The sequence below is a fragment of the Brevundimonas sp. genome, from assembly GCF_013823285.1.
Classification (GTDB): domain Bacteria; phylum Pseudomonadota; class Alphaproteobacteria; order Caulobacterales; family Caulobacteraceae; genus Brevundimonas.
This window is the reverse complement of sequence record NZ_PNLV01000080.1, coordinates 1-11,571: the sequence shown is the minus strand read 5'-3', so window position 1 is coordinate 11,571 and position 11,571 is coordinate 1. Positions and strand designations below refer to the sequence as shown.

Genomic DNA, 11,571 nt, shown 5'->3' with positions numbered 1-11,571 from the left:
CGGCATGAAGCTGCTGCAAAAGGTGCAGGAGGACTTCGACGAGATCGCCAAGGTGGAGTACGCCCCCCGCATGGAGGGCCGCCAGATGATCATGATCCTGGCCCCCCGCTGATCCGGCGACATCAGACATCCAGACGCCCCGGTTCGCACCGGGGCGTTTTCGTTTGCGCCTATTCGCAGAACTCCTCGTCCTCGGGGATGCGGTTGAATGCGATCTTGGCGCCCACATAGTCGGGCAGGTTCGCGCGGGGGCCGATGCTGACCGTGTCCTTGCCGAAGCGAGTGTTGAGCTGGTCCAGAGCTTTGGACAGGCGCAGCGACCGGGCCTGGCCGCCCGCGTCCGGCGACCAGCCGAACAGATCGGGCGTGAAGGCGTCCAGCGGCTTGAGTTCATGCACCGCGACCACGACATAGTTCGGCGCGCGCCGCCGGGTGTCCGCTTCCACCTCGCGCCACAGACCGTCCAGCGCCTTCAGAAGAATGAAGCTGTCGCAGGTGGGTGCGAATGTGCAGCTGACCGAGGCCGCGCCGCGCCTGCGCGCCGTGGCGACCGGGCCGTCCGGCATGTCCACAATCAGGGTGAGGGCGGCGCCCGTCAGCGTCATGCGCCGTAGCCGCGCACCGCATTTGACGGTCAGCCTTCGCGCCACTGTCCGGGCTCCGTCCGGAGTGCGCATGGCCTGGGCCAGGACATGGCTGTGGCTGATGGAGGCGCGGGGCCGTTCGGGCGGCTCCATGCTGTCCAGACCGTGCAGCCCGCGCCACAGCCGCTCGCCCTCTATGCTGTTCCAGATGCGCCGCGCCTGGGCGGGGGTGAGGGCCCACAGCCCCGCCGTGTCGGTGATCCCCGCAGCCTCCAGCCGCGCCAGCATGCGCCGTCCGATGCCCGGGTACCGGGCCAGCGGCAAGCCCAGAAGAGGGCCCGGCAGTTGGTTCGCCCGCAGCACCGTCAGGCCGGCCGGCTTCTTCATGCCGCACGCCGTCTTGGCCAGGAACCGGCTGGGCGCAAGGCCCACGGACGAGCGCAGACATTCCCCCACCCGTTCCAGAACGCCATTTTGAATCCGTCTGGCCAGAGCTCTGGCGTTCTCCTCCAGCCGCTGCGGTCCGGCCAGTTCGCAGGCAGCCTCGTCGATGGAGCACACTTTCCAGATGGGTAGATGGCGGTCGATCTCGGCCATGATCGCCTTGTGCACGGTGACATAGACGTCAGGCCGCGCCTCGACCACGTGCAGATCAGGGCACATCGTCCGGGCGTCCGACACCCGTGTTCCGGTCCGGATCCCGAAGGCCTTGGCTTCATGCCTGGCTGCGATGGCGCAGGTGTGCTCGCTGGGCGCCGGCCGCACGATCACCGGTCGCCCGCGTAGTTCGGGTCGAAGCTGCTGTTCGACGCTGGCGAAATAGCTGTTCAGGTCGATGAACAGCCAGCGCAATCCCGCGCCATCCTCCCATGCTTTGCGGCCTTCACCCATTTCCGGAACATAGCATGAACATACCGGAGGGCGCGAGGGGCGCACACGTCCGCTCAGGGGACCCATTCTGTCGAAGTCGGCAGTTCGGAGGGCGGAAGGTTCCAGCGGGCCGTCGCCGCTATCCGGCTTCCTGACCTGATGCCGCTTGCCTCCTTGGCAGTCCGGGTTAGTCTGTTCCGATTGCTTGGGGGCATTCATGAAATCTGTTCTGATCGCGGCCGTCATGGCTGTTTGCGCCTGCTTGGCGGCGCAGGATGTGGTCGCCCAGGAAGCGACGCGTTCGTCGGGTCCGGCGCTTGAGATCTATGGCCGCATGCCGGCGCTGGAGTCCGTTCGTCTTTCACCCGACGGAACCCGGTTGGCGCACATCGCCGTCGTGGGGGAAGACCGCAGTCTGATCATCCACGACCTCGCCGACATGAGCCTGATCGGCGGCGTCCGGGCAGGCGACACAAAGGTGCGTGATCTGGACTGGATCGGAAACGGACGGGTTCTGATCACCACCACGGCGACACAGTCCGGGGCCTCGCTCGGCATCCGGCGGCAGGAACTCTGGGACGGACAGATCTATGAGATATCCACCCGAAGGGTGCGCAATCTGCTGGACGGGCTTGACGGCTTCTTCCCCAAGCTGACGGGCGGCGTGGCCATTCGCGGCTCGGGCGAGGATGCGATGGTCTACACGCGTGTGCTGCCGCTGCAGCCTCCCGCCCGTTCCTATCTTTACCGGATTGATCCCTCCAACGGCCGGGGCCAGCGCGTCGAAACGGGCGAACCGGACATGGGCGGCTACGTCCTCAACGCTGCGGGCGAGGCCGTGGCGCGCACCCGCTATCAGGTGCGTACGTCCACCTGGAGTCTCCAGACCAAACGGAATGGCTTCTGGCGAACAGTCTGGCAAACCGACGCCCCCATCGACACGCCGTCCCTGTTGGGGCTGGGGCGCAACGAGGATGTCGTGCTGGTGTATGGCCAGCCTGAGGATGGGGAAGCGGGATACTATGAAATTGGCATCGAAGACGGCGTATGGTCGCCCCTGACCTTTGATTTCGAGCCGGATTTCATCATCACTCATCCGATCACGCGGTTGGTTTTCGGCGCCGGGGTGAACACCGACCAAGGCGTGGAATACGTCTTTCTGGATCAGCGGATGACCGCCATCTGGCGCGCGGTCCGCAATGCCTATCCAGGGCTCGTCATTGGGCTCGAGTCCTGGTCGGACGATCTGAACAACATTGTCATCCGCACCACCGGTGGCGGCGATTCCGGGACCTATCACCTGATCGACCTGGAGGCGGGCTCCGCCCAGGTGATCGGATACGCCTACCCGGACCTGAACGCCGATCTGGTGGGCGAGATGCGCGTCATCCGCTACGCCGCCGGAGACGGCATGGAGATTCCCGGATACCTGACCCTGCCGCCGGGCGTCACCGAGCCGCGCGACCTGCCGCTGGTGGTTCTGCCTCACGGCGGGCCGGCGGCCCGGGACATGATGGGTTTCGACTGGTGGGCGCAGGCGCTGGCGTCGCGAGGCTATGCTGTGCTTCAGCCGAATTTCCGCGGCTCCGCCGGCCTTGGCGACGAACATCTGGAGGCGGGCTTTGGCGAGTGGGGCCTCAAGATGCAGACCGACCTGTCTGACGGCGTGCGTCACCTGGCCGCCGAGGGAATCATCGATCCGCAGCGCGTATGCATCGTGGGCGCCAGCTACGGCGGGTACGCCGCCCTGGCGGGGCCCACGCTCGACCCGGGCGTTTACCGCTGCGCAGTGTCCGTGGCCGGCGTCTCGGATCTGAGGACCATGGTCCAGTGGTCGGCCGCCCAGGCCGGTCGTCGCGACAGCCCGGTGGTGCGTTACTGGAACCGCTTCATGGGCGCTGAACGTCTCGGCGATCGCTCCCTGGATGACCGCTCGCCGGCCTTCCGGGCGGCCGAGGCTGATGCGCCGATCCTGCTGTTGCACGGATGGGATGACACGGTCGTCCCCTATGACCAGAGCCGCATCATGGCCGAGGCCCTTGAACGGGCCGGGCGGCCCTACGAACTGGTCCGCCTGGACGGGGAGGACCACTGGCTGTCACGCGAAGCGACCCGTCAGCGGATGCTCAACGAGACGGTGCGTTTTCTGGAGACGCACAACCCGCCACGCTAGAGGCAACGCCGTCCGCGCCCTTGCCATTCCGGGCGCCATGACGTATGAGCCGCGCCTTCGCGTACCGGACCGCCGGGCGAACAGGCATGCCTGGGCGGTTCTCAACGGTCTGTCGTTTCTATGGGCACAAGCAGCCCCTTGGCGGTGGACCACTCAAAAAGAGAGAGTGAAAATGCCGAAACTGAAGACGAAGTCGGGCGCCAAGAAGCGCTTCAAACTGACGGCGACGGGCAAGGTCAAAGCAGGCGTGGCTGGCAAGCGCCACCGTCTGATCAGCCACAACTCGAAGTACATCCGCCAGAACCGCGGCACCAAGGTCATGGCCGACGCGGACGCCAAGAAGATCAAGTCCTACATGCCCTACGCCTGATCGGCGTCGGCACGAACCTCGATCTCCACCGCATCAGTTTGAAATCATGTCCCTCAAGCAGCGAGGCCCCGCGGGCCGAGCGGTAGGGACATCCCGAAGGGAACAAGAATATGGCTCGCGTCAAAAGGGGCGTAACGTCCCACGCCAAGCACAAGAAGGTCCTGAAGCAGGCCAAGGGCTTCTACGGCCGCCGCAAGAATACGATCCGCACGGCCAAGGCCGCCGTGGATCGCGCCGGTCAGTACGCCTACCGCGACCGCCGCACCAAGAAGCGCTCGTTCCGCGCCCTGTGGATCCAGCGCATCAACGCCGCGGCCCGCGCCGAAGGCTTCACCTATTCGCAGTTCATGCACGGCCTGGGCAAGGCGGGCATCGAGTTGGACCGCAAGGTCCTTGCCGCCATCGCCGCCGATGAAACCGGCTTCAAGGCCGTGGCTGAAAAGGTTCGCACCGCCCTGGCCTGACGCCGGTGCGCCGCACGGAGACTATCGACGCCCGCTCGCAACCCGAGCGGGCGTTGTCCGTTGGATCGAAGCACCTTGAAAGGAGCTTCCAATGTCCATCGCCCGCGTCACCGAAGTCACTGCATCCTCGGCCGTCAGCTTTGAGGACGCCATAAAGAAGGCCGTCGCCCGAGCCGACCAGACCCTCAAGAATGTCGAAGGGGCCTGGGTCCAGGAGCAGAAGGTCGTGGTCAGGAACGGCGAGGTGACCGAATATCGCGTCAATCTGAAGATCACTTTCGTCCTCGAGGACTGAGCCTGTCGGCCCGCCCCGGTCAGGCGGCCTGTCTGACCTGTTCTCCCACCGCCCTGCGGATTGCGTTCAACAGCACGTCCGGCTGGATGGGCTTTTGCACCACGCCGTTCATGCCGGCGGCCAGATAGCCGACGGCGTCCCGGTCGTCCGCATTGGCCGTCAGGGCGAGTATGGGCAACGTCTCTCGATTGTCGCCCAGGGCGCGGATGGCGAGGGTGGCGGCGACGCCGTCCATGACCGGCATCTTGATGTCCATCAGGATCAGGTCATAGACGCCTGTCCGTGCGGCCTCGACCGCCTCCACGCCGTTGGCCACGGCGTCATGGGTGCAGCCGAACATCTCCAGCAGCTTGCCCGCCAGAAAACGGTTGGCGGCGTTGTCGTCCGCAACCAGCACATGGAGGGTTTCATGTGAGGTGGGTTCGGCGATCGCCAGGCGTCCGTTCGGATCCTCCGCTGTCGCCCTGTTAAGCCGCAGGTCGAAATGGAACCGCGCGCCCCCCAGAGGCGAAGTCTCGACGAGTATGCGCCCGTCCATGCGTTCGACGATCTGACGACAGATGGCCAGGCCAAGGCCGGCGCCGGCGCCCTGCCGGTCTGCATCGCCGGTGTTGAAGGGTTGAAACACCGTCTCCAGCCGATCAGGCGGCACGCCGGGACCGCTGTCGTCGACCTGGGCTGACAGGATCACCCGGTCGCCGTCGCGACGCGTGATGATCCGGGCCTCCACACGGCCATGTGGGGTGAACTTTATCGCGTTGCCGATCAGATTGTTCAGCAGCTGCTTCAGCCGCGTCTCGTCCGCCTCGACCCATTCCGCCCCCTCGGCTTCACAGGCGACGGTCAAGGCCAGGCCCTTTTCTTCGGCACGCGCCCGCCACAAGGCCTGAAGGTCATCGGCCAGGTTCGTGAGCCGTACTGGCCCTGGCTCGAGGCCAAGCATCCCCGCCTCGGCGCGGGACATGTCCAGGGCGTCGGTGAGCAGACGAAGAAGGCTGTTTCCCGAATCCAGAATGGTGCGCAGGTGCGGGCGAAGCGATTCCTGTTCCAACTGACGCTCCATCAGGGCGGCGACGCCCAGCACGCCGTTGAGGGGCGTGCGGATCTCGTGGCTCATGACGGCCAGGAACTCCGATTTGGCGCGGCTGGAGGCGCGCGCTTCAGCTTCGGCCTTGGCCAGGTCGTGGGCGAGGGCGGCCATTTCATCGGCCCGCCGCCGCGCCAGGGTTCCGGCCGCCTGAAGCACCTGGACGCCCGAGCCTACGCCGAGGTAGCGACTGTTCTCTGTGACGACGAAACCGACCAGAAGGCCGCTCAATCCCGTGGCGTCCACGGTGCGAAACAGATCCTCGGCTTCGGTGTCTCCCTCGAGAATCAGGGGCGAGGAATCCATCAGGGCCGAGATGGGACGGCGGGCGTAGAGCGCGCGACCGAACTCAGCCGCCATCTTCAGGGTGAAAGCGTTGCGCTCCACCAGGCCCAGGGGGCGGAGATCGGCATCGACAACCGCTATGGCCAGGGTGTTCGGCTCATTTTGAAACCGGTCGAACACGATCGAGCCGCTGATATCCGGCCCCACCGGGGCGGCGGTCACCACGAAATCCCTGATCCGGGCCATCACTCTACTCCTGCTGCCGGGAGAGGGCTTAGGCGGCGAGCGATTAATGACAGCTTTGCCGTTTTAGAAGATTTTGCAACATCTTCATGCAGTTATGTCCGCTCCCGGAACATTCTTCGGACCGGGCCGCGACGACGCCCGCTGAAATGCCGGCGGGCCGGGGGTCATGGGGTTTCCGGCTGCGTCCTCAGAGGCTAGAGGGTCGCGGTCATGACCGACCTGAACCAACTGGAACTGGACTTGATCAACGCCATCGGCGCGGCCGACAGCGTGACGGGTCTTGAGGACATCCGCGTCGCCGCCCTGGGTAAATCCGGCTCCATCTCGGGCCTGCTCAAGGGCCTCGGCGCCATGAGCCCGGACGAGCGGCGCGAACAGGGGCCCCTGATCAATGGTCTACGCGACCGGGTCGGCGGCGCCCTCACCGCGAAAAAGGCCGAGCTGGAGGCCGCCGAACTGGACGCGCGCCTGCTGGCCGAGCGCATCGACCTGAGCCTGCCGGCCCGGCCGCGCCGCAAGGGCGGCGTGCATCCCACCATGCAGGCCATGGACGAGATCATCGCCATCTTCGCCGAGATGGGCTTCGCGGTCGCCGAGGGGCCCGACATCGAGGACGATTTCCACAACTTCACGGCCTTGAACTTCCCGCCCAAGCATCCGGCGCGCGAACTGCACGACACCTTCTTCCTGAAGGCCGATCTGGAAACCGGCGAACGCAAGGTGCTGCGCACCCACACCAGCCCGGTTCAGGTGCGCACCATGATGAGCGAAAAGCCGCCCATCCGCATAATCGCCCCGGGCCGAACCTTCCGGAAGGACTCCGACGCCACCCACACCCCCATGTTCCATCAGGTGGAAGGGCTGGTGATCGACCGCGCCATCCATATGGGCCACCTGAAATGGACGCTGGAAACCTTCGTGGCGCGCTATTTCGAGTTGTCCGGCGTGCATGCCCGGTTCCGTCCGCACCACTTCCCCTTCACCGAGCCTTCGGCCGAGATGGATATCCGTTGCGATCGCTCGGGCGGCTCGCTGAAGCTGAACGAGGGCGACGACTGGATGGAGATCCTGGGCTGCGGGATGGTGCACCCCAATGTGCTCAGGAACTGCGGCCTGGACCCGGATGAATGGCAGGGCTTCGCGTTCGGCATGGGCGTGGATCGCCTGGCCATGCTGAAGTACGGCATCACCGACCTGCGCCCCATGTTCGAGGCTGACAGCCGGTGGCTGTCCCACTACGGCTTTTCGCCTTTCTCAACACCAAACCCTGCTTCGGGCCTGAGCTGACTTCCAGGACACGACATGACCGACAAGACTGACACCCCGACCATGAGCGCCGAAGAAGCTGCGGGCCGCGCCCTTGTCGCGCGCAAGACCTTCGAGAAGGAAGCCGTCTGGCTCCCCATGCTGGCTGTTCAGCACTGGAACGCGGGCGAGATGGTGGTGGATGGCAAGACCTTCACGGACTGCCTGATCGAAGGCCCGGCCGTCATGGCCGTCATGACGGGCACGCAATTCGACAGCTGTCACATGGGTGTCGCCGAAAACCCCCGTACGCTTCTGCTCAAGCCGGTCGGCGAGAAAATCGCCGGGGTCGTCGGCATGTCGAACTGTCGCTTTGTTCGCTGCCGCTTCGCCCAGGTGGGCTTCACGGGAACGTCCGAAATGCTTGAAGGCATGGAACGCGATCTGCTGAGCGCCCGGAAGGAATCCGCGGCGGAAGGAGCGAGGGCGTGAAATTCACCCTCTCCTGGCTGAAGGAGCACCTGGAGACCGACGCCTTCGTCAGCGTCATAGCCGACGCCATGACCATGGCGGGGCTGGAGGTGGAGGATGTTCTGGATTCCGCCGCCACCCTGGCGCCGTTCAGCGTGGCGCGCATTGTCTCGGCCGAGCGCCACCCCAACGCCGACCGCCTTCAGGTCTGCCAGGTCGAGACCATCGACGGCATGAAGGAAATCGTCTGCGGCGCACCGAACGCGCGGGCGGGTCTGGTCACTATCTATGCGCCCATCGGCGCCTATGTGCCTGGCCTGGACGTGACCCTGGTGGAGAAGCCGGTGCGCGGCGTCGTCTCCAACGGCATGCTGTGCTCCGCCTCGGAGCTGGAGCAGGCAGACGATAGCGACGGCATTCTGGACCTGCCCGAACACTGGTCGGTGGGCACGCCCGCCGCCGAGGTCTTCGCGGCCGAGCCGGTGATCGATTTCGAGGTGACCCCCAACCGGCCCGACTGGCTGGGCGTGTCCGGTATCGCCCGCGATCTGGCGGCTACGGGCATCGGGCGGTTCATCGACCGGACGCCGGAGCCGGTGAAGGGCGCCTTCCCGTGCCCCGTCACGATCCGCCTTGATGCGCCCGAGCTGTGCCCCGTCTTCGCCGGCCGCGTGATCCGGGGCGTCAAGAACGGGCCGTCGCCCCGGTGGCTCCAGGATCGGCTCAAGGCCATCGGCCTGCGCCCCATCAACGCTCTGGTGGATGTCACCAACCTGATCTCCTACGACCGGGCGCGGCCGTTGCACGTCTATGATCTGGCCAAGCTGTCGGGCGATGTGATCGTGGCCCGGCACGGCCAGGCGGCGAAGGACTCGGGTGAGCCCGAGCATCTGATCGCCCTGGACGGCAAGACCTATGCGGCGGCGCACGGCATGTGCGTCATCGCCGACGCGGGTGGCGAACGCCCCATCGGCCTGGGCGGCGTCATGGGCGGGGAGTCCACCGGCTGCGACGAAACCACCACGGACGTCTTCATCGAAAGCGCCTGGTTCGACCCGCTGGTCACCGCCCAGACCGGGCGGATGCTGACCATCAGCTCCGACGCCCAGTACCGCTTCGCGCGCGGCGTGGACCCGGACTTCATGGTTCCGGGGCTGGAGCTGGCCACGGCCCTGATCCTGGACATGTGCGGGGGTGAGGCTTCGGACATCACTGTGGCGGGCGAGGCCCCGAACGGGCCCGCAGCCTTCGACTTCGATCCGGAACAGGTCTGCCGTCTGTCAGGACTGGCCATCGGCCGCGAGGGCGTGGTCGATGTGCTGTGCCGCCTGGGCTTCACGGTGGAGGGCCACGGCGTCACCGTTCGGGTGACCCCCCCGTCCTGGCGCCGCGATGTGGAAGGCCCCGCCGATCTGGTGGAGGAAGTGGCCCGCATCGTCGGTTACGACCAACTGCCGACCACCCCGCTGCCAGAAGTGGTCCGCGCCGCTTCGGGCGTGCTGGACCCGCGCCAGAAGCGGGTGCGCGTCGCCCGCCGGGCGTTGGCCGCCATGGGCTATGCGGAGGCCCTGACCTGGTCCTTCACCCGCCGGGACAAGGCCGCCCTGTTCGGCGGAGGCGATGAGCGCCTGGTGCTGGAGAATCCCATCGCCTCGGATCTGGACTGCATGCGGCCCGCGATCCTGCCCAACCTGATCGAGGCGGCGGCGCGCAACGCCGCGCGCGGCCATCCGGACGTGGCCCTGTTCGAGATCGGTCCGATTTACCTGGGCGACGGCCCCAGGGATCAGCGGACGGTGATCGCCGCCCTGATCGCATCCCACGCCCCCCGCCATTGGTCCGGCGCGGGCGAGGACGCGCTGCTGGCGCTCAAGGGGGACCTTCTGGCCTTGCTGGAAGAGCTGGGCGCACCGGTGGCCTCCCTGCAACTGGTCCAGGGGCAGAACCCGGAATGGTGGCACCCCGGCCGCTCAGCCCGCCTTCAGCTTGGCCCCAGGACCGTGATCGCCCATTTCGGCGCCCTGCACCCCCGGGTGCTCAAGGCGCTGGACGCTGACGGCCCCATGCTGGGCTTCGAAATCGTGCTGGAGTCCTTGCCGGAGCCGCGCGCCGCGAAGACAGCGGGCAAATCGCGCGGTCCGGCGGACCTGCCAGCCCTGATGCCCCTGACCCGCGATTTCGCCTTCGTGGTGGACGAAGCCGTGGCGGCGGGCGACCTGACCCGCGCGGTGGCCGGCGCCGACAAGGCCCTGATCCGTGACGTGCGCGTGTTCGATGTCTATCGTGGCCAGGGCGTGGGCGAGGGGCGCAAGTCCGTGGCCATCGAGGTTGTCATCCAGCCCCGTGACGCGACCTTGACCGACAAGGACATCGAGGCCATGTCCGCCAGGGTGGTGGCCGCCGCCGGGAAGCTCGGGGCGACCCTGAGGGCCTGAAGCGCTTCAGGCGAGAATGCACGAATTGCACCAATTGCACCGTGCATTTTCGAACTGCGCGGGGATTGCACCAATTGCACTGATTGCACCGTGCACGCCGCCGGTTCCCAAGCCGATCAGCCCCGCTCCATGGCGTTCAGGATGACCCGGGCCGCGTCGTCCGGCGCCAGATCATGGGTCAGGGCGCTGCGGAACTCGCCATCCGGCCCCATCAGATAGACCGTCAGGGTGTGGTTCATGGTGTAGCCGGGGCCGTCCCCAACCTTTTCGAAGAAGGCGCGATAGGCGCGGGCCGCCTGGGCTACCTGTTCCGGCGTGCCGGTCAGGCCGGTGACCCCTTCGGGAAAGCTGCTGGTCTGAAGGTAATCGCCCAGGAACTCGGGAGTGTCCCGCTCCGGATCGATGGAGATGAAGACGATCTCCAGGTCTTCCCCTCGCTCGCCCATGGCGGCGCGCGTGGCTTTCAGCGACTGGAGCGTGGTGGGACAGTAGTCAGGGCAGTGGGTGAAGCCGAAGAAGACGGCGGTCCATTGGCCTTCGAGGATGGACTCGTCCACCGCCTGGCCAGTCTGATCCACCAGCTGGAACGGCCCTCCCACATCAGCCCGTCCGGTTGAGACGACCTCCGACTGCTGACGACCGCCCACCACAACCACCGTGACGACCGCCAGGGCGGCGGCGATGGCGATGCAGGCGCCGGCGAACAGAAGAACGGACTTGCGCGGCATGGGGGCTCCTGGCGAGACGAAGGCTTCGCCCCGGTCTATAGAGGGGGCGTGAGCCAGTCCCAAGCCGACCTGTCGCCGCAGCCTGATCCGCCGGACGCCGCCGCCCTGCCGCGTCTGGTGCGCGGGCTGGAGCTGCGCACCCTGATCGTTCTGCGCTGGCTTGCCGTGGCGGGCCAGACAGTGGCGGTTCTGACCGCGTCTCTGGTTCTGGACCTGGGCCTGCCCATCGGCGCCTGTCTGGTGGTGATCCTGGCCAGCGCCCTGATGAACATGACCGCCATGGCGCGGCTCCAGACCATCGAGGGACGCCGCTCGGCC

General features: G+C 66.5%; 10 protein-coding genes and 2 pseudogenes. 9 read left to right on the top strand and 3 right to left on the bottom strand.

From position 1 onward, the window contains the following. A pseudogene (locus C0461_RS11070) lies at positions 1-112 on the top strand (translation initiation factor IF-3); the annotation flags it as partial. Between the two features lie 58 nt (positions 113-170). On the opposite strand, the gene C0461_RS11065 reads toward C0461_RS11070, so the two are convergent. Further along, positions 171-1,436: a type VI secretion protein ImpB gene (locus tag C0461_RS11065; RefSeq protein WP_292106854.1), complete on the bottom strand. Its 1,266-nt coding sequence runs from the start codon at positions 1,434-1,436 to the stop codon at positions 171-173. A gap of 235 nt (positions 1,437-1,671) precedes the next feature. Between C0461_RS11065 and C0461_RS11060 the strand changes: the two genes are divergently transcribed. The 4 genes from C0461_RS11060 to C0461_RS11045 all read left to right on the top strand — a co-directional run bounded on the left by C0461_RS11060 (position 1,672) and on the right by C0461_RS11045 (position 4,756). Then, the gene (locus C0461_RS11060; RefSeq protein WP_292106852.1) at positions 1,672-3,627 is read left to right on the top strand and encodes a S9 family peptidase; all 1,956 of its coding nucleotides are present in this window, start codon (positions 1,672-1,674) and stop codon (positions 3,625-3,627) included. Positions 3,628-3,799: 172 nt separating this feature from the next. Next, positions 3,800-3,997 (top strand): 50S ribosomal protein L35, encoded by a 198-nt coding sequence (gene rpmI / locus C0461_RS11055; RefSeq protein ID WP_021697750.1) that lies wholly within the window; start codon positions 3,800-3,802, stop codon positions 3,995-3,997. A gap of 110 nt (positions 3,998-4,107) precedes the next feature. Next, positions 4,108-4,461, top strand: coding sequence for a 50S ribosomal protein L20 (gene rplT, locus C0461_RS11050; RefSeq protein ID WP_292106849.1), 354 nt, complete (start codon positions 4,108-4,110; stop codon positions 4,459-4,461). Positions 4,462-4,552: 91 nt separating this feature from the next. Then, complete coding sequence (locus C0461_RS11045) at positions 4,553-4,756, top strand: dodecin family protein (RefSeq protein WP_292106847.1); 204 nt, start codon at positions 4,553-4,555, stop codon at positions 4,754-4,756. Positions 4,757-4,775: 19 nt separating this feature from the next. Here the strand turns inward: C0461_RS11045 and C0461_RS11040 are convergent, their stop codons facing one another. After that, the gene (locus C0461_RS11040) at positions 4,776-6,374 is read right to left on the bottom strand and encodes an ATP-binding protein (RefSeq protein ID WP_292106844.1); all 1,599 of its coding nucleotides are present in this window, start codon (positions 6,372-6,374) and stop codon (positions 4,776-4,778) included. 210 nt (positions 6,375-6,584) lie between these two features. Between C0461_RS11040 and pheS the strand changes: the two genes are divergently transcribed. The 3 genes from pheS to pheT are packed head-to-tail and all read left to right on the top strand — an operon-like array spanning position 6,585 to position 10,525. After that, positions 6,585-7,661 carry a phenylalanine--tRNA ligase subunit alpha gene (gene pheS, locus C0461_RS11035; protein WP_292106842.1) on the top strand — a complete coding sequence of 359 codons (1,077 nt, stop codon included), beginning with the start codon at positions 6,585-6,587 and terminating at the stop codon, positions 7,659-7,661. Positions 7,662-7,676: 15 nt separating this feature from the next. Continuing rightward, the gene (locus tag C0461_RS11030) at positions 7,677-8,111 is read left to right on the top strand and encodes a hypothetical protein (protein ID WP_292106841.1); all 435 of its coding nucleotides are present in this window, start codon (positions 7,677-7,679) and stop codon (positions 8,109-8,111) included. Next, positions 8,108-10,525, top strand: a complete 2,418-nt coding sequence (gene pheT, locus C0461_RS11025) for a phenylalanine--tRNA ligase subunit beta (RefSeq protein WP_292106839.1) — start codon at positions 8,108-8,110, stop codon at positions 10,523-10,525. The genes C0461_RS11030 and pheT overlap by 4 nt, the downstream gene beginning before the upstream one ends. A 116-nt stretch (positions 10,526-10,641) precedes the next feature. Here the strand turns inward: pheT and C0461_RS11020 are convergent, their stop codons facing one another. Next, positions 10,642-11,253 (bottom strand): SCO family protein, encoded by a 612-nt coding sequence (locus C0461_RS11020; RefSeq protein WP_292106838.1) that lies wholly within the window; start codon positions 11,251-11,253, stop codon positions 10,642-10,644. Between the two features lie 48 nt (positions 11,254-11,301). On the opposite strand from C0461_RS11020, the pseudogene C0461_RS11015 reads away from it, so the two are divergent. Next, positions 11,302-11,571 (top strand): annotated as a pseudogene (locus C0461_RS11015) (sensor histidine kinase); the annotation flags it as partial.

Bases quoted from the DNA above. Each gene is read 5' to 3' on its own strand.
- C0461_RS11060 (WP_292106852.1), top strand. From the start codon at position 1,672: ATGAAATCTGTTCTGATCGCGGCCGTCATGGCTGTTTGCGCCTGCTTG.
- rpmI (WP_021697750.1), top strand. From the start codon at position 3,800: ATGCCGAAACTGAAGACGAAGTCGGGCGCCAAGAAGCGCTTCAAACTG.
- rplT (WP_292106849.1), top strand. From the start codon at position 4,108: ATGGCTCGCGTCAAAAGGGGCGTAACGTCCCACGCCAAGCACAAGAAG.
- C0461_RS11045 (WP_292106847.1), top strand. From the start codon at position 4,553: ATGTCCATCGCCCGCGTCACCGAAGTCACTGCATCCTCGGCCGTCAGC.
- C0461_RS11040 (WP_292106844.1), bottom strand. From the start codon at position 6,374: ATGGCCCGGATCAGGGATTTCGTGGTGACCGCCGCCCCGGTGGGGCCG.
- pheS (WP_292106842.1), top strand. From the start codon at position 6,585: ATGACCGACCTGAACCAACTGGAACTGGACTTGATCAACGCCATCGGC.
- C0461_RS11030 (WP_292106841.1), top strand. From the start codon at position 7,677: ATGACCGACAAGACTGACACCCCGACCATGAGCGCCGAAGAAGCTGCG.
- C0461_RS11020 (WP_292106838.1), bottom strand. From the start codon at position 11,253: ATGCCGCGCAAGTCCGTTCTTCTGTTCGCCGGCGCCTGCATCGCCATC.